Here is a 23,408-nt window from a genome sequence, read left to right on the forward strand (position 1 = left end):
ACGACTTTGCTATCATGAACGGACGCAATCACATGGATGGTCCGATGACGCCGTACCGGTCTTTACCGCAGGGTTGGATGCAGAGGCTGGGCGCCGCCGCCGTGCTGGCCCTGGCCGGCTGCGCGGCGGCGCCGGTCCACGATGCCACCTACGTGCTGCAGCCGCGCCAGCGCCTCGACCTGGCGCGCGGCGTGACGCTCACCTACGACAGCTTCAGCGACAGCCGCTGTCCCGCCAACGTGCGCTGCATCTGGGCCGGCCGCCTGGCTTTCCGCTTCATCCTGCAAGACCGCGACGGCAGCGAAGAATTCACCCTCGGTCCCGACCAGCCGGTCGCCACGCCGGCCGCCCTGCACGGCGCGCACGTCGCCCTCGACCTGGGCAGCGTCCCGGCGGCGCGCGCCGGCGCGGCCAGGACGGCCGACCTGATGCCGGTGACGCTGACAATCACTGCCCCGACGACTCCCCACTCACCTTCCCGCCCATGACCACATCCACCAAAGCGCTCGCCGGCGCCCTGATCCTGTCGATCGTACTGCCGCCTCCCCTTGCCTTCGCCAAGACCCCGGTCTCGACCGGCACCGGCGGCGCTGTCGCCACCATCAGCGAAAAGGCGTCGGAATCGGCAATCGCCATCCTCAACAAGGGCGGCAATGCGATCGACGCCGCGGTGGCCGCCGCCGCGACGCTCGGCGTCACCGATCCGTTCAGCTGCGGCATCGGCGGCGGCGGCTTCATGGTGATCTACCTGGCAAAAGACAAGCGCGTGGTCACGGTCGACCACCGCGAGACCGCCCCGGCCGCCTTCAGCCCGTCGGTGTTCATGGAAAACGGCAAGCCGATCGACTTCGACACCGCGGTCGCCAGCGGCGCCTCGGTCGGCGTGCCGGGCACGGTGCGCGGCTGGCACGAAGCGCTGGAACGCTACGGCACCATGTCCCTGAAACAGGTGCTGGCGCCGGCCATCAGCGTGGCCACCAAGGGCTTTACGGTGAGCGACACCTTCAATCACCTGGTGGCCGACAATGAAAAGAAATTCCAGCAGTTCACCAGCACCAGCCAGCTCTACCTGAAAAACGGCAAGGCGGTCCCGGCCGGCACCGTGCTGAAGAATCCGGACCTGGCCAAGACCTACCGCGAGCTCGGCGCCAAGGGCTACAAAGCCTTTTACCAGGGGCCGCTGGCGCAGGCCATCGTCGACGCCGTCAACCGCCCGCCGCTCGCCGCCGGCGTCTCGGTACGCACCGGGAACATGACGCTGGCCGACCTCGCCAACTACGAGGCGCGCATCCGCCAGCCGATCCGCTCGACCTACCGCGGCTACGACATCTACGGCATGCCCCTGCCCAGCAGCGGCGGCATCGCGGTGGCCGAGGCGCTCAACATCCTGGAGGGCTACGACCTGAAGTCGATGCCCCGCGCGAACGTCGAACACCTGTACCTGGAAGCCTCGCGCCTGGCCTTTGCCGACCGTAACGCCTACCTGGCCGACCCCGAATACGTCGACGCACCGGTGGACGGCATGCTGTCCAAGCAATTCGCGGCCCAGCGCCGTTCGCTGATCCGCGCCGACAAGGCCGCCGCCGTGGTCGCGGCCGGCGACGCCTTTTTATATGAGAACGACCAGAGCTTCCCGCTGCGCCCGCGCCAGGGCGTGATCCAGCAGGAAGGCCTGCACACCACCCACTTCACGGTATCGGACAAGGAAGGCAACATTGTCTCCTACACCTTCACCATCGAATCCTGGGGCGGCAGCGGCATCGTGGTGCCGGGCTACGGCTTCCTGCTGAACAACGAGATGACCGACTTCGACTTCACCGGCCCGGCGCCCAACATCCCCGAAGCCGGCAAGCGTCCGCGCAGCAGCATGGCGCCGACCATCGTGCTGAAGGACGGCAAGCCGGCGTTTACCATCGGTAGCCCAGGCGGCGCCACCATCATCACCACCGTGCTGCAGGCCATCGTCAACTACATCGACCTCGGCATGCCGATGGACCAGGCGATCGACGCGCCGCGCCTGTCGCAGCGGAACGCCAAGGAAACCTCGGTCGAGCCGGGCTTTACCGGCAGCGCCCAGGCGAAAGCGCTGGAAGCGTTCGGCCACAAGTGGGAAGCCAGCCCGCCGCCCGAGGAGATCGGGGCGGCGAACGCGATCGTGTTCAACCCGGACGGCACGGTGACGGCGGTGAGCGAGGTGCGCCGCCACGGGATCGGGACGGCGCTGGTGCAGAAGCGGCCGCACTGAGCCGGGTCATCCGACGCTGCCTTCCGGGATCCTGGCGATCACCTTGATCTCGAACTGGAAACCATACAGCCAGGTCACCCCGATGCCCGTCAGCGTCGGATGGGGCGCTTCGCCCCAGTAGTCGGACGCCACTTTCCAGATCGTCTCGAAGCGGGACGGCGGATCGACGATGAACACGGTGACGTCGACGACGTCCGCGAAACTGCCGCCCGCCGCGCGCAGGATGCCATTCAGGTTGTCGAACGCCAGCCTGACCTGCGCTTCCAGGTCGGGCTCGGGGGAACCGTCCTCGCGGCTGCCAACCTGCCCCGATACGAACAGGAAGCCGTTGGACCGGATGGCCGGCGAATAGCGGTTTTTCTCATACAAGGCCTGCCGTCCAGGCGGAAATACGATGTCGCGCTTTATCATGGTTCGCTTTCATTGGAGTCGGTCGAATGGAGTGATATCGCTATCGACACGACTTTATCTGCTTGCAGTTGCCTGATAAACAGGCAAACCACGTCATGACTGTTTGTATAATCCAAACAATTCAAGACGCTTGGGGCATACATGGATCGTTTCGATGCAATGCGGGCATTTGTACGGGTCGTCGAGGCAGGCAGCTTCACCAAGGCGGCGGAGACCCTGCACATGAGCAGGACCAGCGTGACGCAGCTGATACAGCAACTCGAAGCCAGGCTGCGTGTACGGCTGCTGAACCGCACCACGCGCAGGCTGAACGTGACGGCCGACGGCGCCGTCTACTACGAGCGCGTCGTCCGCCTGCTGTCCGACCTGGACGACGCCGAAACCGGCCTGCCCGGCGCATCCAGCCTACCCACGGGCACACTGAGGGTGGATGTGCCCAGTCCTTTCGCACGCATGGTCCTGGTGCCGGCCCTGCCCGCCTTTTTCGCCAGGTATCCCGGTATCCGGCTGGACGTGGGCGCCAGCGACCGCATGGTCGACCTGATCGGCGAGAACGTCGATTGTGTGGTGCGCGGCGGCGAACTCAAGGAACAGTTCCTGCAGGCCCGGCACCTGGGTGACCTGGCGCTCGGGGTCTATGCGGCGCCCGGCTACCTGGCACGTGCCGGGACGCCTGCCCACCCGCGCGACCTGGAAGATGCCCGCCACCACATTGTCGGCTTCCTGTCGGCCAGGACCGGAAAGACCTATCCCATCCGGATGCACCGCGACGGCGAGCAAGTCGATGTGCAGGGGCACCATCTTCTCTCCATCGACGACGGCAACGGCTATCTGGCCGGCGGCCTGGCCGGCCTGGGCGTGCTGTGGCTGCCGGACTACATGGCCGGCCCGCACGTCGAACGCGGCGAACTGCTGCCCTTGTTCGACGGCTGGCGCATCGATCCCATGCCGATGTACGTCGCCTTCCCGCTGAACCGCTACGTCAGCGCCAGGTTACGGGTCTTCATGGATTGGATGACCGAGCTGATGGCAGGGCGCGGATAAAGCAAAAAAAGACGGCTCTGCAAGCAGAGCCGTTAAAGTTTGGGTCCCAAGCACCCAATCGCGCGGACCGGGGAGTCCGCGTGATCTGTCGTCAGGCGCGCTTCAGGGGGCGCGCGCTGTCATTCTGTAGAGCGGTTACAGATGCGGCACGATCTGCGGCATCAGGTCGTCGAAGGTGCGGCCGCTGCCGTTCTCGCCGATCGCGTGCATCTTCCATTCGCCGTTGTGGCGGTACAGCTTGGCCATGATCTGGGCCGTGTGCGTGCCCTGCACCGACAGGTCGTAGCGCGCGATTTCCTGCTGGTTGCCGGCGTTAATGATGCGGCAGAAGGCGTTGGCGACGGTCGAGAAATTCTGGCCGGTGAAGCTGTTGACCGTGAACACCAGCGACTTCACGCTCGGTGGTACCGCGTTCAGGTCGACCACGATCTGCTCGTCGTCGCCATCGCCGGCACCGGTGCGGTTGTCACCGGTGTGGACGATGCTGCCGTCACGGCTTTTCAGCTGACGGAACCAGACCACGTCGACCGGGCGGTTGCTCTCGTCGAACAGCACGACGGACGCGTCCAGGTCGACCGCTTCGCCCTTGCCGCCGCCGAAGCCGAAGAAGCCCTTGCTCTTGGCGACGTCCCAGCCCAGGCCCATCGTCACGCGCGACAGCGCGCCGCCGGCTTCCTTCTCCAGCGAGATTTTCTGACCCTTCTGTAAATTGACGCTCATGATGATTGACTCCTATATTCGTTGTGCCTGCTTCAGCGCGCCGGCGTCTGCATCCATGCCTTGAATGCGTTGCGGTTGCGCGAACAGACGTAAATCTTGCCGCGACCCGAGAAGCGCAGGACGATGCCTTCGCCGCTAGTCTGGCTGTTGATCAGGTTGCCGAGGAAGCCGCTGCTCTGGCCGGTCGTCACCGATACCTCGTACTGCAGGGTCGAATCCCAGGCCACCACGTGCGAGTTGTCGATGATCGCGTCCTTGCCGGGTTCGACTTCCAGTTCGTTCATCGAACCGAAGCCCGACACCACCACCTGGCCCGAACCCTGGGTCTCGGTGACGAAGAAGCCGCCGCTCTGGGCGAACAGCGCATTGCCCACGCTCTGGGTGCGCACCTTCAGGTCGACGCCGGAGGCGGCCGCCACGAAGGCGCCGTCGCTGATGATGTATTGCCTCGGACCGCAATCGACCACCTGCATCGCGCCCGGCAGGGTCGGCGACAGCAGGCAGTCGCCGTCGCCGCGGGTCGCCTCGATGTGCTGCTGGAAGAAGGATTCGCCGTTGGCGAAGGTGCGCATCAGCGCGCTGCCCAGTCCTCCCTTCATCTTGCCCTTGAGGTCGAGCGTCGATTCCATCATGACCATCGCATCCGATTCGCAGTAGATGGTCTCGCCGCGCTTCATCGATACGTGCAGGAAGGGATCGACATCCCCGGTTACGGTAAATACTGGCATTTGGTAGTCCTTTGTCGGTGACCGCCCGCACAACGGCTGCACGGGCGGCGTCTAGGGTTCGTTACACGTTCACGCCGTAGTTCTTGGCGAGGGGGCCGAGGCCGCCGTTGAAGCCCTGGCCGACTGCACGGAACTTCCAGTCCGCGCCGTTACGATACACCTCGCCGAAGATCATGGCCGACTCGGTCGAACCGTCTTCCGACAGGTCGTAGCGGGCGATCTCGCTGTTGTTGGCGGCATTGATGCAGCGGATGAACGCCTTGCCGACCATGCCGAAGTTCTGGCGGCGCGTGTCGCCTTCGTGGATGGTGACTGCCAGCACCACGCGGTCGACATCGGCCGGGACCTTGCTCAGGTCGATGGTCAGGGTCTCGTCGTCGCCTTCGCCTTCGCCGGTGCGGTTGTCGCCCGAGTGGGTGACCGAGCCGTCCGACGACTTGGCGTTGTTGTAGAAGATGAAGTCGGCATCCGAGCGCACCTTGCCCGACTGGTTCAGCAGGAAGGCGACGCCGTCGAGGTCGAATGCGGCGCCGTCGGTGGCGCGAACGTCCCAGCCCAGGCCCAGCTTCAGGCTCGACAGGCCCGGCGCTTCTTTCGACAGGTTGACGTTACCGCCTTTTTGCAGACTGATTGCCATGATGGTTTCTCCTTGTAGGGTGGGCACTCCATGCCCACCATGTTTCGAAGTTATCGGTTCCGATCGGCGTAGGGTGGGCACCCCGTGCCCACGCCAACGTTCGCGAACCGCTTGTTTCCGCGTGGGCACATGGTGCCTACCCTACGCACTCCACATCATTCGACGTGGGCGACTGCCTTTTTATCCAACCCCAGCGCTGCCTGCTTCTTGCGGTAGCGGATCGAGGACCACACAGAGGCGCCGATGAAGGCCACGCCTGCCAGGCCGGTGATCATTTCAGGCACATGGAACTTCATGCTTGCCAACATGATCAGCGCCAGGATACCGATCGCATAGTGGGCGCCATGCTCGAGGAACACGTACTGGTCGAGCGTGCCCTTGTCCACCAGGTACACCGTCAGCGAACGCACGAACATTGCACCGATCGCCAGGCCCAGCATGATGATCACGACGTCGTTGGTGATGGCGAACGCGCCGATCACGCCGTCGAAGCTGAACGATGCATCCAGCACTTCCAGGTACAGGAAGCCGCCGATACCGCCGCGCTTGACCATCTCGCCGACCTCGCCGCCGCCCTCTTCCGAGCCTTCCAGCAGGTTGCTCAGCACGTCCACGCCGACGTAGATCAGGATGCCCCACAGGCCCGAGATCAGCACCACCATCTTCTGTGCTTCGGTCACCAGCGACAGGCTGGCCATCAGGGCGCCGATCGCGATCATCACCGAGATCGAGGACACCTTGCCCAGCGCGCCGAGCTTGGCTTCGAAATGGCCCAGCCAGTGGTGTTCCTTCTCGTCGTCGAACAGGAAGTTCAGGAACACCAGCAGCAGGAACATGCCGCCGAAGGCCGCCACTTCAGCGTGGTGGTTGGTCAGGTGCTGCGAGTATGCTTTCGGGTTTTCCAGCGCCAGGTTCCAGACGTCCACCAGGCCCAGGTCGGCCGCCACCGCGACGATCACCAGCGGGAACAACAGGCGCATACCGAACACGGCGACGATGATGCCGACGCCGAGGAACAGCTTTTTCCAGAACTCATCCCAGGTCTTCAGTACCGAGGCGTTGACCACCGCATTGTCGAAGGACAGCGAGACTTCCATCACGGCCAGGATCGCGGCGATACCTACTGCCGTGACCAGGCCACCCATGCCGCCATGTTCGTAACCCCACCAGCCGGCCACTGCCAGGCATAGCGCCGTCACGATGAATGAAATTCTGAAATGCTTCATGTTTGATTCACCCCTTCTTTTGTTTTTGTTGACAAGGCGCAGTGTAAAGATCAGCATCAAAAGGAAAAAGCGAAGATACTGTGAGAATTACTTCGTAAAAACCTGCTAGTTGAAGAGTTCGAGCCTATTTCCATGAAGACCGACATCAATTTTCGCCACCTGTATTACTTCTGGGTCGTGGCCAAGGAAGGCGGCATCACGCGCGCCGCCGAGCGCCTCGGCCTGGCCGTGCAAACCATCAGTTCACAGCTGACCCTGCTCGAGCAGACTCTGGGCAAGGCCATGTTCACGCAGCAGGGCCGGCGCCTGGTGCTGACCGAGGCCGGCCGGGTGGCGGTGAACTACGCCGACCAGATCTTCCTGTTGGGCGAGCAGATGCAGGAAGCGCTGAACGAGGCCGACAGCGGCCGCATCCGCCTCACGGTGGGTATCTCGGACTCGCTGCCCAAGCTGTCGGCCTACCGCATGCTGGAAGCGGCGACCCAGATGGACCGGGCCGTGCGCCTGGTCTGCTACGAAGACCAGTTCGAGGCGCTGCTGGCCGACCTCGCCCTGCACAAGCTGGACGTGGTGCTGACCGACCGCGAGGTGCGCGCCAGCAGCGCCTTGAAGGTGTTCAGCCACCAGTTGTTCGAAAGCGAGATGGTGGTGGTCGGCACGCCTGCGCTGGCCGAGCGCTACCACGACGGCGACGGCTTCCCCGGGAATTTGAACGGCGCGCCCTTTTTGCTACCGGCACGTAATAATGCCTTGCGCGGCAAGATCGACGAATGGTTCGTCCAGCACCATGTGCGGCCGGACGTCGTCGGTGAATTCGAGGACAATGCCCTCCTGAATACCTTCGGCCGGCGCGGCCTGGGCCTGTTCTTCGCACCGGCGGCCCTGGCCACCGAGGTCGAGCAACAGTTCGGCGCGGTCCGCATCGGCAAGGTGCCGAGCGTGCGCGAACAGTTCTACGTGATCTCGAACGACCGCAAGATCAAGCATCCGGCCGTCGAGGCCATCCTCGCGGCGGCCCAGACAGGTGAACCTGGAGCGGGGTGAACGGTAAGCTGTACAATGCCTGCACAGGGATTGCCTTTTAGTTAATTATTAATCTATGCAAAACGTATTATTCGTCGTTCTGGCGCTGGTGCTGGTGGCGTTGAACGGCTTCTTCGTGGCGGCCGAATTCGGTATCGTCACCCTGCGCAAGACGCGCGTCCGCGCGATCGCAAAAACCGGTGGCCTGCGCGGCCGCATCCTGTACAAGGTCCACAGCCAGCTCGACGCCTACCTGTCCGCCTGCCAGCTCGGCATCACCCTCGCCTCGCTGGGCCTGGGCTGGGTTGGCGAACCGGCCTTCGCGCGCATCCTGGAACCGCTGTTCGCGCTGGCCGGCGTGACCAACGAACAGCTGATCCACGGCGTCTCCTTCGTGATCGCCTTTGGCGTGATCTCGTTCCTGCATATTGTTGTTGGCGAGCTGGCGCCGAAGTCGCTGGCGATCCGCATCCCCGAAAAGGTCGGCCTGTGGAGCGCGCTGCCGCTGTACGGCTTTTATTGGGCGATGTACCCGGCGATCTGGCTGCTGAACGCCAGCGCCAACCTGGTGCTGCGCATCGCGGGCCTGTCCGGCGCGGGCGGACACGAAACGCATTACTCGAACGAAGAACTCAAGATGATCCTGCGCACCGGCACCAGCATGCCGGGCGAAAAATTCACCCACGACGAGCGCCACATCCTGGCCCAGTCGCTCGAGTTCAGCCAGCACTCGGTGGCCGACCTGATGCGGCCGATCAACGAGGTCAGCGCCCTGTACGCCAGCCGTTCGCTCGAGGACAACCTCGACACCATGCGCCGCAACCGCTTCTCGCGCTACCCCTACTTCGACGAGGAAGGCGAGGAAGTGCTGGGCGTGATCCACCTGAAGGACCTGTTCTTCGCCGAACAGGCCGGCAAGGACACCACCGACCTCACCGAATACCTGCGCCCGGTCGAGATGATCTCGGCGCGTACCCCGGCGATCGAACTGTTCCGCCGCTTCCGCACCGGCGCCCCGCACTTCGCCCTGATCGGCGAAAAGGGCAAGCGCCCGGTCGGCTTCATCACGCTCGACAACCTGCTGGGCGCCATCGTCGGCGAGATCCGCGACGAATTCCGCCTCAACGAAAACGACTGGCTCAAGCAGGGCGACGGCACCTACATCGGCAAGGCCAGCCTGCCGATCGTCTCGCTCGAACGCGTGCTCGGCATCGACATCGACAACGAGGCGATGGGCCTGGACGAGGTGGAATCGGTGGGCGGCCTCCTGATGGCGAAGCTGGGCGACATTCCGAAGCAGGGCCAGCGCATCGAATTTCCGAAGTTCGACGTGGTGGTCAAGAAGACCAACGGGCCGCGGATCCTGCTGGTGAAGGTGATTCCTCAGCTGGCGCGCGGGGCGGATGAGGATGACCTGGATTGATTCGGAGCCGCTGGCCCAGGCACCGTCGCTCAATCATTAACGTCGCCCCTGCGCAGGCAGGGGCCCAAGTTCATCGCAGGCCACCGGCGTTTGACACAGCTACACATCCAACTTAGGCCCCTGCCTTCGCAGGGGCGACGGATCAAAATAAACAGGTAACGCGAGGTTCGGCACCATGCACCTGTACCAGGAATTCCCCCCGCACCCCGCCCTGGCTGCCCACGTCGCCTGCCTCTGGACCAGCCGTGCCCTTCCCGCCGCCGCCCCGGTCCGCCACCGCATCCTCCCCGACAACTGCATCGACATCCTCTGGCAAGACCGCGCCCCGCTCGGCTTCGTGGCCGGCATGATGTCGCGCGCGCACCGGGTCGAGATGGCGCAGCCGACACTGACGCTGGCGGTGCGCTTCCTGCCCGGCGCGGCGCGCGCCTTCTTCGGCCTGCCGCTGCAGGCGCTGCAGGACGGCCATCCCGCGCTGGACGACCTGTGGCCGCGTGCCGACGCCGAGGCGCTGGCCGCCGCCCTGTGGGAGCGCGAGCGCACGGTGGCGCAGCGGCTGGCCATCCTCCAGCGTGCGCTGCTGGCGCGCCTGCACGCCGCGGAACCCGGTCCGGCCGATCGCCTGGCGCGTGCCGCGGTGGGTCTGATCGACCGGGCCGGCGGCGCCGTCCGCATCGACGACCTGGCGCGCATGCTGGGCGTCTCGCGCCAGCACCTGGCGCTGCAGTTCCGCGAACGCGTTGGCCTGGCGCCCAAGACCTTCGCCATGGTCAGCCGCTTCCGCCGCGCTGGCGCCGCGCTGCGCACGGAAACCGGCACCGTCGACTGGACCCGGCTTGCCCTCGATTGCGGCTACTACGACCAGTCGCACCTGATCCACGAATTCCGCCTGTTCGCGGACGAGACGCCGGAACGCTTCGCCCGCCCGCGGGCCTGAATCGGCTTCCATTTTTCCAATACGCCGGCCCGGCGCGATGGCATCATGGGGTTTTACTCGTCAACCGGAGACCGTCATGATCCATGGATTGCGCACCGTGAAATACCCCGTCGCCGACCTCGCCCGGGCCAAGGCCTGGTTCACCGAAGTGCTCGGCGCGGCGCCCTATTTCGACCAGCCGTTCTACGTCGGCTACAGCGTCGGCGGCTTCGAACTCGGCCTGGTCCCGGACGGCACGCCCGGCACCGCGGGGTCGGTGGTGTACTGGGGCGTGGACGACATCGAAGCCGAGGTCGCGCGCATCGTCGGGCTCGGGGCGAGCGTGCACGAGGCGGTGCAGGAGGTCGGCGAAGGCATCAAGGTGGCGGAACTGAAGGATCCGTTCGGGAATGTGCTGGGCTTGATCTTAAATCCGCTGTTCGATCCGGCGGCGGTGCGCTGACCGCCTGCGCGTCGTCCCGATACCGGCCCGGCGCCTGTCCCACCAGCCTGCGGAAATCCGAGGTGAAGTGCGCCTGGTCGACGTAGCCCAGGTCCAGTGCCAGCGCGCTCAGGTCGAGGCCGCCGCCTTGCGCCAGCCGGTCGGCCGCCTCGTGCAGGCGGAAGCGCCGGATCACCCACTTCGGGCTGACGCCGACGTACTCGCCGAACAGCTGCTGCAGGCTGCGCACGCCCAGCCCGGCTGCGGCGGCCAGCGCTTCGACCCGGGTCAGCCCCGGCGTCGTTTCCACGGTGCGCAGGATGGCGGCGATGCGCTCCACCTGCGGGTCGGCCGTGGGCAGCTGGATGCGCAGCCGGGTGCGCAGCAGCGTGCCGGCGGCATCGACCATGGCCGCGTCGCCGGGCGCGCCCAGCACGGCGTTCACGGCCGCCGCATCGTCCCAGCCGAACACCGCCGACAGTGGCAGCACCTGGTCGCTGATCGTGTGCAGCGGGCGTCCGAGAAAGGCGCGGAAGGCACCCGGCCGGAACTTCAGGCCGCACACCTTGCCGGCACCCTGCAGCGTGTAATCGAAGGCACCCGTGACGACGCCGAACACCCCGCTGCGCACCCGGTCGAAGGCCACGTGCACGCTCGGATAGGGCAGCGTGCGCTGCACAAAGGGCGGCTGGCCGCGCAAGTCCCATTCGACGATCCAGACATGCTCGATGAAGGGCGCCAAGTCCGACGGCGGCAGGTAGCGCTTCATGCGGAACATCCGGCCGGCGAGCGCAGGTGCGACCACGCCCCTGGCGCGGTCCTGGACGGTGGCGGGCGTCGTCATCGATGGCCTCCTGCGGTGTGGGGATGCAACAGATTCTAGCATTCGCATTTTTGCAAGACGGCGTCGCCGCCCGCCCCTACCCTGAAGCCTCGCATCCAACGAGGACACCATGAAACCGACCCTGTACCACGCCCCGCATTCGCGCGCCGGCGCCGTCCGCATCCTGCTCGAAGAACTCGGCATCGACTACGACCTGCACCTGCTGGACCTGAAACGCAACGAGCAGCGCGCCCCCGCCTACCTGGCCGTCAACCCGATGGGCAAGGTGCCGGCCATCCTGCACGACGGGGCCCTGGTCACCGAGCAGCCGGCGATCTTCATCTACCTGGCCGACCGCTACCCGCAGGCCGGACTCGCGCCCGGCCTGGACGACCCGCTGCGCGGACCCTACCTGCGCTGGCTGGCCTTTTATGGATCGTCGTTCGAGCCGGCCATCATCGACCGCGCGCTCGAGCGCGCGCCGGCGCCGCCGTCGCTGTGCCCGTACGGCGACTACGACACCATGCTGGCCACCTTCACGGCCCCGCTGCGCGCCGGCCCCTGGCTGCTGGGCGAACGCTTCTCGGCGGCCGACATCCTGTGGGCCAGCGCGCTGGACTGGATGACCGGCTTCGGCCTGGTGCCGAAGCTGCACGAGATCATGGCTTACGTCGAGCGCCTGCGCGCGCGGCCGGCATCGCAAAAGGCCGCGGCGGCCGACGCTGCGCTGGCGGCGGCGCAGGCGTGACCGCGCTCCGTACTCAGTTCGTATTCTCCTGTACCACCAGCGCCAGCTGCACGTCGTCGCCGACCTTCACACCCATGCGCTCGTCGAGCGGACCGACCAGCACCGGCGCGGCGATGGTCTTGCCATCCTCGAGGATGCGGCCGCTCAGGCGGACCATGCGCTCGGCTGTCCGGTCGATCGTGAATTCGACGCGCCACGGCTTGCCGGCATGCTCGCCGGCGACCGCGAAGGGCTCCTTCTCCTTCACCAGCACGCGCGGTGCGGCCTGCTCGCCATGGATGCCGATCTCCATCCTGACGCCGTAGGCGGCCGATGGGGTTGAGGGTTGCGCCTGAACGCCGCTACCGGCAACCAGGGCGGCCAGGCCGAGGGGCAACGTAGTCTTGAAACGGTCGGTCATCGTGCTTCCTTTCAGGGTGGGTGAATTGTCCTGCTCGATTGCGGGCGCGGCGGCGGGCACCATCACCACCTCGGCCGATGCAGCCCAGGCCAGCTGCGCGCCGGCCGCGGCAAAAGCAGCCAGCAGCAGCGCCACCAGCACGCGCACGCGCCGTGGCGAACCGCGCCGGCCCAGGTTCAGAATGCGTTCGCGTAGCGGCGACGCCGCCCCCATTGCGCAGCCAAGCGGCACGGCGGCGCCGGCCTGGGTCTTGAGCAGCGCCTCGGCATAGATGTGCGGCGCATGCACCCGGCTGCGCAGCACCGCGCTGTCGCAAGCCAGCTCCTGGTCGGCCAGAAAGGCAAGCCGCGCGCCGTATGCCAGCGGATGGAACCAGAACACGCACTGCAGGAAGGCGCACAAGGCGTTCCACCACAAATCGCCGCGCCGGCGGTGCACGCGTTCGTGGGCCAGCACCGCCGCCTGTTCATGCGCGCTGTAGCGAGTGGCGTAATCGGCCGGCAGCACGATGCGCGGCCGCAGCAGGCCGACCAGCATCGGGCCAACGTCGGTGCGCGCAGCGATCCAGCTGTCCTCGCCCACGCGCCGCAAGGCACCGAGCGGCCGCATGAAAGCACGCTGCTTCAAACACAGCAGCAATGCGCCGGCCCCGGCCCCGGCCAACCAGACGCAGACCAGGGACATGGTTAGCTGCGGCGCGGCGGCAGGCACCTGCCCCAGCGCAGCCGGCAAGTCGGGATGCGCGGCGACAGCTGCCATCTCCATTCGCACCGTTTGCCGATGTACCGGCCAACAGCACAGCGCAAGCCCGAGCGGCACCAACAGCCACAACGCATAAGCCGCCTCGGCACCGAGCCGCGCGCGCAGCGGGCGCCGCGCCAGCATCAAGGCGCCGGCCAGCACGGTGAACACCAGCGTGGCCACACCCAGGCGCGCCAGCAAGGCCGTGGCGCTCATTTGTCGAGCTTCTCGATCAGCTTGCGCAGTTCGGCAATGTCGTCCCGGCTCAGCGCCTCACGCTCGCTGAAGTGGGCCACCAGCGGCGCCACGCGTCCGCCGAACAGGCGGTCGAGCACCGAGCGGCTCTGGGCATCGACCCAGTCGGCGCGCGCCAGGACCGGCGAATACAGATAGCGCCGCCCTTCGTACTCGGCACGGATCGCGCCCTTCTTCAGCAGGCGGCTCAGGAAGCTCTTGATGGTGGCGTCCTGCCAATTGTTGGCCGGACCCAGCGCGGCCGCGATCTCGTCAGCGGTCTGCGGGGCACGCGTCCACAGGACTTCCATCACCAGCGATTCGGACTCGCTGATCGTCAGGTGCTCAGGCATGGCCATCTCCGATTACAAGTGTAATTTATAATCATGATTACATATGTAATCGATGCCGTCAATCTTTGAAACCAATAGCTGACATTCCAGATCGATCGCTGTGACAGCATGCTGGATGGGGCATGAGAAGCTGCTCGCGTGGCAAGCTTCGACAGGCTGTGTGATCATAAGCAATGCGACTTGCAAGCTAACATTACAGATGCCTACTGACATGGAAAGAATTGGCTTTGGTGGAGGTTGCCATTGGTGCACGGAAGCCGTGTTCGCTTCCCTGCGTGGCGTTACGCACGTGGAGCAGGGGTTCATCCGCGCCGATGCCCCTGACGACGATTTCTCCGAGGCCGTGGTGCTCACGTTTCAACCAGAAAGAATCTCGCTAGGGTCCCTGATCGAGATCCATTTGCGGACGCATTCGAGCACATCGAACCACGCAATGCGGCAGAAGTATCGCAGCGCGATTTACGCTATGGACGAAGCCCAGGCCGAGGCTGCACGACGCGTCCTGACAGAAGTCGCGCCAGGATTCGATGCGCCTCTGGTTACCAGAGTCCTGCCCTTTCGAGCCTTCCGGGCATCGGACGAGCGCTTTCAACGCTACGCTGAAAAGAATGCCGGTGGTCCGTTCTGTACGACCTATATCGATCCGAAGCTGGCCTTGCTCAGAAAGGAATTCGGCGTTTTTCTGAAGCCGGTATCCGAGTTACCGTGAGATCCGGGCACCGGCTCGCCGCAACCCATGCACGGTCCGGCGCACGACGCTGGACCGGCGCCGCCGGCCTCGCCTATCGTGGCTGCTCCATCACTCCCTCCATCGTGCCATGCGCCCCCTCCGCTCCCTCCTCCTCGCCGCCGCCACCGCCGCATGCTTCAGCACCCCGGTCCACGCCGCCGATAGCGGCCCGGCAGCCGACGTCGCCGGCATCCGCCAGGTCGTCCAGCAATTCCAGGCCGCGATCATCGCCCACGACGGCAAGACCCTCGGCAGCCTGTTCTTGCAAGACCACGACAGCTGGCTGTCTGTGTTCGATGAGGCGACCTGGGCGGACGTGAAGAAGCGGCGGCCGGAGGCGAAGAAGGTCATGCATTCGAGCTGGAAGGAATTCGCCGACTTCGTCCAGAAGGACCCGAAAGCCATCGAGGAACGCTTTTATAACGTGCGCATCGATACCAATGGCGCCGTGGGCTCGGTGTACTTCGATTTCGACTTCATCGGGGACGGCAAGGTCACCAACCGCGGCAGCGAGACCTGGCAGATGGTGCGCGCTGAAGATGGCTGGAAGATCAGTTCGATGCTGTATTCGGTCGGGCGCTGAGCGGTTAGAATTGTCCAGTTGCCAACGCCCCGGACCCGCCCCGTGAAAGACCAAGCGCCGCCGCTCGTTCCCGTCCTCGCCGCCCTGCCGGTATGCGCCTGCATGGCGATCCTGGGCCTGCCGGCGCTCGGCAACAGCAATGCGACCGCGTTCCGCGCGCTGTTCTTTGCAGCGTGCATGCTGTGGATCCTGCCGCTGGCCCTGATGCAGCGCGCACTGTGGCGGCGTGAAGTATCGTGGCGGATTACCGCGCCGCTGCTGCTGGTGGCCAGCTATGCGATGTCGGTCGTGAACGCCGTGCTCGGGCAGCGCCTGGCGATCGGCCTCGGGCTGGCCAAGGACTACCACTGGAACGAGCTGGTACGGGGGCTGGACGGCTGCTGGCTGGCGCTGATCGCGTTCTGCGCGATCCACGCGCTTGCCGTCTATTACCTGTCACTGCAGCGCACCCAGCTGCGCCTGGCCCAGGCCCTCGCGCACGCGCGCGACGCCGAGCTGCGCGCCCTGCGCCTGCAGGTCAATCCGCACTTCCTGTTCAACAGCCTGAATGCGGTGTCGGCGCTGGTAGCGGCCGGCGCCAACCGCGATGCCAACCGCATGCTGTCCAGCGTCTCCGACTTCCTGCGCGCGACGCTGTCCCACGATGGCCGCCACGAACACGCGCTTGCCGAGGAGCTGGCGCTGGCCGAAGCCTATCTCGACATCGAAAAGGCGCGCCTCGGCGAGCGCCTGCAGCTGGCCATGAAGGCCGGTCCCGACCTGCTCGACGCCGCCGTGCCCTACCTGGTGCTGCAGCCGCTGGCCGAGAATGCGATCCGTCACGGGATAGCGCCCTTGAGTACGTCGGGCCGGCTCGACATCCGCGTCGAACGCGCCGGCGCCGGCCTGCTGGTCGAAGTGGTCAACGACGGCGTGCCGCCGAAGGATACGGCCGCGAGCAAAGGCGGCGGCATCGGCCTGGCCAACGTGGCCGAGCGCTTGCGCCACCTGTACGGCGCCGACCAGCAGCTCGAGGCCGGCTGGCGCGCCGACGGCCGCTTCCAGGTGCGCCTGACGCTGCCGCTGCGCCCCGTGCTGCCCGCGGCCGGCGTGGCCGCACCTGCTGCAGCCAATGAGCGGATGGCGGCATGAGCCGGCCGATCCGCGTCGCCATCCTCGACGACGAACCGCTGGCCCGGCTGGCGCTCAGGACGCGGCTGGCGCAGCGCCCGGGCTTCGAGCTGGTGGCCGAATACGGCGACGGCGACAGCGCGGCCAGCGGCCTGGCGGCGCTGCGGCCCGACCTCGTGTTCGTCGATATCGACATGCCCGGCAAGACCGGCCTCGACGTGCTGGCCGGGCTGCCGCGCGCCGCACGGCCGATGGCGATCCTGCTCACGGCCTACGACGGTTTCGCGCTGCAGGCCTTCGAGCTGGCGGCCATCGACTACCTGCTCAAGCCGGTCGACGACGAGCGTTTCGAGGAAGCGCTGGAGCGCGCGCAGCGCGCCTTTCCCTACCGCTGCGCCGGCGCCGCCCAACCCGCGTCGGCCCCTGCCGCCGAATGGACGCGCACTTTCACAGTCCGTGTCGGTAACCGCATCGTACTGGTCGACAGCGCCGACGTCGAACGCATCGAAGCCGACGGCGACTACGCGACCCTGCATGCGCAAGGCAAGACCTACCTCGTGCGCGAGCGTTTGCAGGCCCTGGCGCTGCGGCTCGACCCATCGATGTTCCAGCGCGTGCACCGTTCCAGCATCGTGCGCCTGGACAGGGTGGTCGAGCTGCGCGCGCTGACCAACCGCGACGCTCTGCTGCGCCTGCGCGACGGCACGCTGCTGCGCGCCAGCCGCACCTACATGCCGGCCCTGGTCCAGGCGCTGGAACGCCGCCCGCGGGCCGACGCAGCCTTGGCGGTCTGACGGTTTAACCGTTCATCCAGCCGAATCGACCACTCGTCATATATGGCTCGCCCGGCGCGACCGGCCTGGCTAGAGTAGGCACATCGCCACTCCCCGGAGCCTCGCCATGCTGGACCTGCAGAACGTCACCAAATCCTTCGGCAAGCAGCTGACCGCCGTGTCCGACCTGTCGCTGCAGCTGGCGCCCGGGGTGGTCGGCCTGATCGGCCACAACGGCGCCGGCAAGAGCACGCTGATGCAGATGATCGCCACCCTCACCCGGCCGACGGGCGGCCGCATCCTGTTCGACGGCGTCGACATCGCGGCCAGGCCAGAAGCGATCCGCCGCCGTCTCGGCTACCTGCCGCAGGACTTCGGCGTCTACCGCAACGTCAGCGCGCTCGAATTCATGCAGTACTTCGCGGCGCTGAAGGGCGTGCGCGATCCGGGGCGCATCCGCCGCCTGCTGGAACTGGTGAACCTGCACGAACAGGCCGGGCGCATGGCCAGCACCTTCTCGGGCGGCATGCTGCGCCGCCTCGGCATCGCCCAGGCGCTGCTGAACGACCCCGACGTGCTGGTGGTCGACGAACCGACGGCCGGCCTCGATCCGGAAGAACGGCTGCGCTTCCGCAACCTGCTGGCCGAGCTGGGGTTCAATAAACTGGTCATCATCTCGACCCACATCGTGTCCGACGTCGAGACCATCGCCGGCCGCCTCGCCATCATGAAGCGCGGCCGCCTGGTGGCCTGCGACACGCCGGATGCTATCCTCGGCCGCGCGCGCGGCCAGGTGTGGTCGGCCAGCGTCGACGCCGCCGAATACGACGTGCTGCGCGCCACCACCCACGTGCTGCAGGCGCTGCGCCAGGGCGAGCGGATCGCGCTGCGCATCGCCCATCCGAGCCTGCCCTGTCCAGGTGCCCTGCCCTCGGAACCGAGCCTGGAAGAAGCGCTCATGGCGCAGCGCTATGCGGTGAATGACACGGTACGGGAGGCGGCATGAACGCTGGCCTGGTGCGCACGCTGGCGCTGCTGGAAGCGCGGGTGCGCCTGCGCCGCACCTCGACGCTGGTGACGATGCTGGCGGTGGTTGCGCTGAGCTGGCTGATCGTCTCCGATCCGGCCGGCGGCCAGACCCTGATGGCGATCGGCGGCGCGCGCGTGCGCTACACCAGTGCGATGCTGGCAGTGGGCAGCGCGGCCCAGGCCACGCTGCTGTTCGCGCTGGCCGGCTTCTACCTGCTGCGCGGGCGCATGGCGGAAGACCTGCGCAGCGGCATGGGCGGCGTGATCGGCGCCAGCGCGCTGGGCGGCCGCGCCTTCGTGCTGGGCCGCTGGTGCGGCGGCGTGCTCTACCTGCTGGCGCTGATCGGCGCCTCGATGGCGACCGTGCTGGCCTGCCACCTGGTGCGCGGCGAAGGTTTGATTGAACCGGGGGTCTACCTGTCGACCTACCTGTTGGTGCTGGGGCCGATGGCGCTGTTCACCGTCAGCTGCGCGGTGCTGTGGGACAGCTGGGCGCCCCTGATGGGCAAGCGCGGCGACATCCTGTACTTTGTCGTGTGGGCCGGCCAGATGGGCATGCTACCGGCGCTGGTGAATGGGGCAACCGCGACCACCGTCCCCTTCGACTTCAGCGGCATGAGTGCCGTCATCGCGGCGCTGTCGGCGCAGGTCGACATCACGAACATGTCGCTCGGGATTGCCGACTTCGACCCGAAACTGGCCCCGCTGACACTGCCGGCAGCGCTGTGGCGGACCGACATCGTGGGCGTGCGCGCCCTCAGTGCGCTGCTGGCCTGCCTGCCGCTGTGGCTCGCGCTGCCCTTGTTCCACCGCTTCTCACCGGACCGCGTCAAGCCGGCGCGCAGCCTCGCCCGCCGTTCGCCGCTGGCGCTGCTGAATGGCTGGCTGCGTCCTTTGGCGCGCCTGGCGCAGCCCCTGTTCCGGCTGGCCGCGCGCCTGCCCGGCATCCCGGGCCAGGCCATGGCCGACGTCGCGCTGACCCTGGGCACGGCCCCGACGGCGATCGCCCTGTTGCTGGTGGCGCAGGTGCTGGCCCTGGTGCTGCCCGCAGCCATGCTGGCGCCGCTGGTGCTGGCCTGCGTCGCCTGCTGGGGCGTGCTGGTGAGTGACCTGGCCACGCGCGACGGCGACGCCGGCTGCACCGTCCTGGGCGCCGCAGTGCCGGGCGGCGCGGCGCGCCGCTACTGGCGCCAGCTGGGCGCGACCTGCATGCTGGGCCTGATGTTCACCGGCGTGGCGGCGCTGCGCCTGGCCGGCTTCGAGCCGCTGCGTGCGCTGGCACTGCTGTCCGGCCTGTTCGCACTGGCCGCGTTCGCGACCATGCTGGGCCGCACCAGCGGCAGCGCGCGCACCTTCCTGGTGCTGTTCCTGTTCGGGCTGTACATGGGCGTCCAGATCCACAACGTGCCGATGGCCGACGTGGTCGGCTTCCACGGCACGGCGACGCTGACGTCGATACTGGCCTGGAGCGCGATGGGCGCCCTGGCGGCATGCGCCGGGCACCTGTGGAACCGGCGCCCGGCGCAGCCGGCCTAGGCCTTTGTCGTCATCGGCTGCTGCTGCTGCGGCGGCGCAGCAGACCCAGGCCACCGAGGCCGGCCAGCAGCAGCGCGGCGCTGGCCGGTTCAGGCACATCGGCACCGGCGTCGGCCGCGCTGATGGTGGCGGTGATGTCGCGCCCGAAATACAGGTAGGTCTGGTCGGTCGCGAACTGGAAGTCGTTGCCGAAGCCGTTCACATAGATATAAAAGTCGTTCGTGAGCGCTTCGACGCTGCCGATGGCCGCCGCTTTGCCGCCGAAAGCATAATTGCTGCCCCACAGTTCGGCGCCGATCTCGTCGGCCGTGTACACGTGGTTGTCGATGACCAGGTCGACTGCGTCGATCGAGTCCACGGCCGCGCCCATGGCAGTGGCCGAGAACAGGATCGAGCCGGTGATCGGTGCGTGGTCGAGGGTGACGAAGTTATTGGTGAAGCTGCCTACGTTGAAATCCAATCTGAATTGCGTGGCATGCGCGGCGGTCGAGAGCAAGACGCATGCGGCAGCGGCCACTGCGGCGGCGATTTTCTTCATTGAGGTCTCCAGTTTTTATCTATTTTTGGAAAAAACTACGCCGAAAATATTATCTGAAGATTAATTCGACGTCGCGGATTCGCTTGGCGAACGCAGGCTACCTATCAGATCTGAGCGGTGCAAGCGGCGCTGCAAGCGCGGGTTCAAGCGTCGAAAGGATGCGCACCCAGCGCCGCCGCTACGTAATCCACGAAACTGGTGATGCGGGCTGCCAGCACCGTGTTGCGGTAGTAGACCGCATTGATTGGCTGGAGCACGTCCAGCGTCCGCTCGGGAAACAGCTGCACCAGCCGGCCGCTGGCGCGGTCCTCGCGCGTCATGAAATCCGCCATGCAAACGATGCCGAGGTTGGCCAGCGCCATCTGCCGCAGCGTCTCGCCGCTCGACGATGCGATGGTCGGCCGGATACGCATGACGCTGCCGTCGACGTCGTGCAGCGGCCAGTCGTTCAGCGTCTCCGGCTCGGTAAAACCGAGCAGCACATGCCGTCCGAGCTCGCTAGGCGCGGCCGGCATGCCGTGACGCGCGAGATAGGCCGGACTGGCCAGCACGCGAATGCGGCTGGTGCCGAGCAGGCGCGCGTGCAGTGTCGAATCCTTCAGGATGCCGATGCGCAGGGCGACGTCGGTGCGCTTTTCGATCAGGTCGGTGATCCCTTCGTTGGATGCCAGTTCCAGCTCCACGTCCGGGTAGCGGGCACGGAATCCCTCGATCAGCGGCACCAGCACGTGCAGCATGAAAGGCGTGGCGGCATCGACCCGCAGCCGTCCCGCCGGGCGCATGCGCCGCGCCAGCATCTGCTCTTCCGCCGCGTCGACCGCATCCAGGATGGCGCGTCCGTGCGCCAGGAAGAGCGCACCTTCCTCGGTCAATTCCAGCCGCCGGGTGGTCCGGCGCAGCAGGGTCGTCTGCAGCTTTTGCTCGAGCCGGGTCAAAGTACGGCTGGCCGCCGATACGGTCAGCCCCAGCACGTGCGCCGCGGCGGTGAGCGACCCGGTGTCCACCACGGCCACAAATACCTGCATGTCTTCGAGAGTCGTCTTCATTCTTGATTCAAACGCAAAAGTCTTTGCGTGCAACTGGTCTTAATCTGCAAATATAAATCATGGACAATGGTGCTTTAGAAAAATCGCTCGCATGCGCTCCAAGGATCCAATGAAATCTTCTACCGCACTACTGGCTCTGGCGACAGGTGCCTTTGCCATCGGCACCACCGAGTTCACGCCGATGGGCCTGCTGCCTGTGATCGCCCACGGCGTCGACGTCAGTATCCCGACCGCCGGGATGCTGGTCTCCGCCTACGCGATCGGCGTGATGGTGGGCGCGCCGGTGATGACGCTGCTGTTCAGCCGCTTCGGCAAACGTGCCGCACTCATCTCGCTGATGCTCATCTTTACGGTTGGCAACTTGCTGTCGGCCTGTGCGCCAGGCTATACGACCTTGCTGTTGTCGCGCCTGATCACCAGCCTCAACCACGGCGCCTTTTTCGGCATCGGCGCCGTGGTGGCCGCCAGCGTGGTCCCGAAGGAAAAACAGGCCAGCGCGATCGCCGCCATGTTCATGGGCCTGACGGTGGCCAACGTCGGCGGTGTGCCGGCAGCCACCTGGATCGGCCAGCAAGTCGGCTGGCGCATGACCTTCGCCGGCACTGCCCTGCTGGGCCTGGTGACCATAGCCGCGCTGTGGCTGGCCTTGCCCAAGGGTGAGCCGGGTACGCGTCCGGACGTGCGCCGCGAACTGCGGGTGCTGACCCGCCGCGACGTGCTGCTGGCCATGGGCACCACCGTGCTCGGCTCGGGCGCCATGTTCGCGCTGTACACCTATGTTGCGCCAATGCTGGCCGAGGTCACCCATGCCAGCCCGGGCTTCGTGGCCCTGGCGCTGATGCTGATCGGCGTCGGTTTCACCGTCGGCAACAGCCTGGGCGGCCGCCTGGCCGATTGGTCGCTGGACGGCGCCACCAAACTGATCCTGGCGTCGCTCGCAGTCGTCATGGTCCTGCTGCCGCTGCTGATGAAAACGCACGCCGGTGCGGCCATCGGCCTGCTGGTCTGGGGCGCCGCCGCGTTCGGCATCGTGCCCCCGGTGCAGATGCGCGTGATGCAGGCGGCGGCCCAGGCGCCGGGCCTGGCCTCGTCGGTGAACGTGGGCGCGTTCAACCTCGGCAATGCGCTGGGCGCCGCGCTCGGCGGTGTCGTCATCGGCCAGGGCCTCGGCTACGCGGCGGTCCCGTTCGTGGGTGCCGCGCTGGCGGCCGGCGGCCTGGTGCTGGTCTGGATCGGGAATGCCGGCCAGCGTGATGCGGCCGGCAAGTCGGCGGCTTCGATGTAACTGCGCTGCGGTGTGTTCCCGTCGCCGGTCCGGCGCGGGAACCTGGTCGGCAAGCTACTTGCCGATCTCGGCCGTTCAGGGTATGGCAACTGTCGACCCAGAGCGGACTGTCGCGACTGCGGGGTCAGACCGTTTGTTCGTACCGGGCTTTGAGCTCGGCAATCAATAATGGGTTTCCTTCAACTGAAAGTTGAACATAGGTTCGCTCTCGATCTTGAGTTGCCCTTCAGGCCCCGACACCGTCCAGTGATGTATGTCCTGGGAGCCTGCTAACACGCTCCATTGATCTCGAGCGGCGTACTGCAGATCACTCAATGCGCGCTTTAACCGTGCAGAGACGATTTCGTCGTATTCATCGCCAACGACCCATTTTTCTACTTGCATAACTCTCGTTTCATGAGGGGGTTAGCAGCATTGCGAAATTCAGCTTCTGGCGAGTTGTGGACGTAGGCTAGGGCCGCTTGCGACCCAAAGCGGACGTGTCCAATGCGGTGGTATGCCTTAGATAATCCGAGGAACTCCGGATCGGCGGTCATCGTGACATTCGCCTCTCAGGATCAAATCTAACGTGATCTGAATTGCGTTTGCCATTCGAAGCGTCTCTTGTTGGTCCGCAGTGGTCGGCATGTAAGATGCCTGATTCTGGAGAACGTTCGCGGCCTGA

The 23,408-nt window shown here is 66.2% G+C and carries 26 protein-coding genes; 15 read left to right on the forward strand and 11 right to left on the reverse strand.

The window, feature by feature from the left end; translation table 11 throughout:
- Positions 1-14 precede the first annotated feature (14 nt).
- Both U1H99_RS17895 and ggt read left to right on the forward strand, forming a co-directional pair.
- Positions 15-488, forward strand: a complete 474-nt coding sequence (locus tag U1H99_RS17895) for a hypothetical protein (protein ID WP_323143061.1) — start codon at positions 15-17, stop codon at positions 486-488.
- Positions 485-2,245: a gamma-glutamyltransferase gene (gene ggt / locus U1H99_RS17900; protein WP_323143062.1), complete on the forward strand. Its 1,761-nt coding sequence runs from the start codon at positions 485-487 to the stop codon at positions 2,243-2,245. Before U1H99_RS17895 ends, ggt begins: the two co-directional genes overlap by 4 nt.
- A 6-nt stretch (positions 2,246-2,251) precedes the next feature.
- Here ggt and U1H99_RS17905 read toward each other — a convergent pair whose 3' ends face one another.
- Positions 2,252-2,656 (reverse strand): RidA family protein, encoded by a 405-nt coding sequence (locus U1H99_RS17905; RefSeq protein WP_323143063.1) that lies wholly within the window; start codon positions 2,654-2,656, stop codon positions 2,252-2,254.
- A 141-nt stretch (positions 2,657-2,797) separates the two neighbouring features.
- Between U1H99_RS17905 and U1H99_RS17910 the strand changes: the two genes are divergently transcribed.
- Positions 2,798-3,700, forward strand: coding sequence for a LysR family transcriptional regulator (locus U1H99_RS17910; RefSeq protein WP_323143064.1), 903 nt, complete (start codon positions 2,798-2,800; stop codon positions 3,698-3,700).
- Positions 3,701-3,835: 135 nt separating this feature from the next.
- On the opposite strand, the gene U1H99_RS17915 is transcribed toward U1H99_RS17910, so the two are convergent.
- The 4 genes from U1H99_RS17915 to U1H99_RS17930 form a co-directional block, all read right to left on the reverse strand.
- Entirely contained in the window at positions 3,836-4,420 is a 585-nt protein-coding gene (locus tag U1H99_RS17915) for a TerD family protein (RefSeq protein ID WP_323143065.1), read from the reverse strand.
- A 32-nt stretch (positions 4,421-4,452) separates the two neighbouring features.
- On the reverse strand, positions 4,453-5,148 hold the full coding sequence (locus tag U1H99_RS17920; RefSeq protein ID WP_323143066.1) for a TIGR00266 family protein: 696 nt from the start codon (positions 5,146-5,148) through the stop codon (positions 4,453-4,455).
- 61 nt (positions 5,149-5,209) lie between these two features.
- Positions 5,210-5,785 carry a TerD family protein gene (locus tag U1H99_RS17925; protein WP_323143067.1) on the reverse strand — a complete coding sequence of 192 codons (576 nt, stop codon included), beginning with the start codon at positions 5,783-5,785 and terminating at the stop codon, positions 5,210-5,212.
- 155 nt (positions 5,786-5,940) lie between these two features.
- Positions 5,941-7,011 carry a DUF475 domain-containing protein gene (locus U1H99_RS17930; RefSeq protein WP_323143068.1) on the reverse strand — a complete coding sequence of 357 codons (1,071 nt, stop codon included), beginning with the start codon at positions 7,009-7,011 and terminating at the stop codon, positions 5,941-5,943.
- Between the two features lie 132 nt (positions 7,012-7,143).
- On the opposite strand from U1H99_RS17930, the gene nhaR reads away from it, so the two are divergent.
- The 4 genes from nhaR to U1H99_RS17950 all read left to right on the forward strand — a co-directional run bounded on the left by nhaR (position 7,144) and on the right by U1H99_RS17950 (position 10,836).
- Positions 7,144-8,055 (forward strand): transcriptional activator NhaR, encoded by a 912-nt coding sequence (nhaR, locus tag U1H99_RS17935; protein ID WP_323143069.1) that lies wholly within the window; start codon positions 7,144-7,146, stop codon positions 8,053-8,055.
- 55 nt (positions 8,056-8,110) lie between these two features.
- Positions 8,111-9,457 carry a hemolysin family protein gene (locus tag U1H99_RS17940; protein ID WP_323143070.1) on the forward strand — a complete coding sequence of 449 codons (1,347 nt, stop codon included), beginning with the start codon at positions 8,111-8,113 and terminating at the stop codon, positions 9,455-9,457.
- Between the two features lie 175 nt (positions 9,458-9,632).
- Positions 9,633-10,394, forward strand: a complete 762-nt coding sequence (locus U1H99_RS17945) for a DUF6597 domain-containing transcriptional factor (protein WP_323143071.1) — start codon at positions 9,633-9,635, stop codon at positions 10,392-10,394.
- A gap of 76 nt (positions 10,395-10,470) precedes the next feature.
- Positions 10,471-10,836, forward strand: a complete 366-nt coding sequence (locus U1H99_RS17950; RefSeq protein WP_323143072.1) for a VOC family protein — start codon at positions 10,471-10,473, stop codon at positions 10,834-10,836.
- Here the strand turns inward: U1H99_RS17950 and U1H99_RS17955 are convergent.
- Positions 10,751-11,659 carry an AraC family transcriptional regulator gene (locus tag U1H99_RS17955; protein WP_323143073.1) on the reverse strand — a complete coding sequence of 303 codons (909 nt, stop codon included), beginning with the start codon at positions 11,657-11,659 and terminating at the stop codon, positions 10,751-10,753. The two genes, U1H99_RS17950 and U1H99_RS17955, sit on opposite strands and share 86 nt — an antisense overlap.
- A gap of 109 nt (positions 11,660-11,768) precedes the next feature.
- Between U1H99_RS17955 and U1H99_RS17960 the strand changes: the two genes are divergently transcribed.
- Positions 11,769-12,386, forward strand: coding sequence for a glutathione S-transferase family protein (locus U1H99_RS17960; protein ID WP_323143074.1), 618 nt, complete (start codon positions 11,769-11,771; stop codon positions 12,384-12,386).
- A 13-nt stretch (positions 12,387-12,399) separates the two neighbouring features.
- On the opposite strand, the gene U1H99_RS17965 is transcribed toward U1H99_RS17960, so the two are convergent.
- Together U1H99_RS17965 and U1H99_RS17970 are read right to left on the reverse strand one after the other, a co-directional pair.
- Positions 12,400-13,743 (reverse strand): M56 family metallopeptidase, encoded by a 1,344-nt coding sequence (locus U1H99_RS17965; protein WP_323143075.1) that lies wholly within the window; start codon positions 13,741-13,743, stop codon positions 12,400-12,402.
- Positions 13,740-14,114 (reverse strand): BlaI/MecI/CopY family transcriptional regulator, encoded by a 375-nt coding sequence (locus U1H99_RS17970; RefSeq protein WP_323143076.1) that lies wholly within the window; start codon positions 14,112-14,114, stop codon positions 13,740-13,742. The genes U1H99_RS17965 and U1H99_RS17970 overlap by 4 nt, the downstream gene beginning before the upstream one ends.
- Before the next feature lie 211 nt (positions 14,115-14,325).
- On the opposite strand from U1H99_RS17970, the gene U1H99_RS17975 reads away from it, so the two are divergent.
- From U1H99_RS17975 to U1H99_RS18000, 6 genes are all read left to right on the forward strand, one after another.
- The gene (locus tag U1H99_RS17975; RefSeq protein ID WP_323143077.1) at positions 14,326-14,823 is read left to right on the forward strand and encodes a peptide-methionine (S)-S-oxide reductase; all 498 of its coding nucleotides are present in this window, start codon (positions 14,326-14,328) and stop codon (positions 14,821-14,823) included.
- A gap of 109 nt (positions 14,824-14,932) precedes the next feature.
- Positions 14,933-15,427 carry a nuclear transport factor 2 family protein gene (locus U1H99_RS17980; RefSeq protein ID WP_323143078.1) on the forward strand — a complete coding sequence of 165 codons (495 nt, stop codon included), beginning with the start codon at positions 14,933-14,935 and terminating at the stop codon, positions 15,425-15,427.
- A 42-nt stretch (positions 15,428-15,469) separates the two neighbouring features.
- On the forward strand, positions 15,470-16,558 hold the full coding sequence (locus U1H99_RS17985) for a sensor histidine kinase (RefSeq protein WP_323143079.1): 1,089 nt from the start codon (positions 15,470-15,472) through the stop codon (positions 16,556-16,558).
- Positions 16,555-17,331: a LytR/AlgR family response regulator transcription factor gene (locus U1H99_RS17990; protein WP_323143080.1), complete on the forward strand. Its 777-nt coding sequence runs from the start codon at positions 16,555-16,557 to the stop codon at positions 17,329-17,331. The genes U1H99_RS17985 and U1H99_RS17990 overlap by 4 nt, the downstream gene beginning before the upstream one ends.
- 106 nt (positions 17,332-17,437) lie before the next feature.
- Positions 17,438-18,316 carry an ABC transporter ATP-binding protein gene (locus tag U1H99_RS17995; RefSeq protein WP_323143081.1) on the forward strand — a complete coding sequence of 293 codons (879 nt, stop codon included), beginning with the start codon at positions 17,438-17,440 and terminating at the stop codon, positions 18,314-18,316.
- Positions 18,313-19,875: a hypothetical protein gene (locus U1H99_RS18000; protein ID WP_323143082.1), complete on the forward strand. Its 1,563-nt coding sequence runs from the start codon at positions 18,313-18,315 to the stop codon at positions 19,873-19,875. Before U1H99_RS17995 ends, U1H99_RS18000 begins: the two co-directional genes overlap by 4 nt.
- Before the next feature lie 10 nt (positions 19,876-19,885).
- Here the strand turns inward: U1H99_RS18000 and U1H99_RS18005 are convergent, their stop codons facing one another.
- Together U1H99_RS18005 and U1H99_RS18010 are read right to left on the reverse strand one after the other, a co-directional pair.
- A complete protein-coding gene (locus tag U1H99_RS18005) occupies positions 19,886-20,413 on the reverse strand; it encodes a VPLPA-CTERM sorting domain-containing protein (protein WP_323143083.1) in 528 nt (175 codons plus the stop codon).
- 143 nt (positions 20,414-20,556) lie between these two features.
- Entirely contained in the window at positions 20,557-21,459 is a 903-nt protein-coding gene (locus tag U1H99_RS18010) for a LysR substrate-binding domain-containing protein (RefSeq protein ID WP_323143084.1), read from the reverse strand.
- Positions 21,460-21,568: 109 nt separating this feature from the next.
- On the opposite strand from U1H99_RS18010, the gene U1H99_RS18015 reads away from it, so the two are divergent.
- A complete protein-coding gene (locus U1H99_RS18015) occupies positions 21,569-22,744 on the forward strand; it encodes an MFS transporter (protein WP_323143085.1) in 1,176 nt (391 codons plus the stop codon).
- Positions 22,745-22,906: 162 nt separating this feature from the next.
- Here U1H99_RS18015 and U1H99_RS18020 read toward each other — a convergent pair whose 3' ends face one another.
- On the reverse strand, positions 22,907-23,128 hold the full coding sequence (locus U1H99_RS18020) for a hypothetical protein (protein WP_323143086.1): 222 nt from the start codon (positions 23,126-23,128) through the stop codon (positions 22,907-22,909).
- Between the last annotated feature and the right edge of the window lie 280 nt (positions 23,129-23,408).

Source organism: Massilia phyllosphaerae (genome assembly GCF_034659755.1).
Lineage (GTDB): Bacteria > Pseudomonadota > Gammaproteobacteria > Burkholderiales > Burkholderiaceae_D > Telluria > Telluria phyllosphaerae.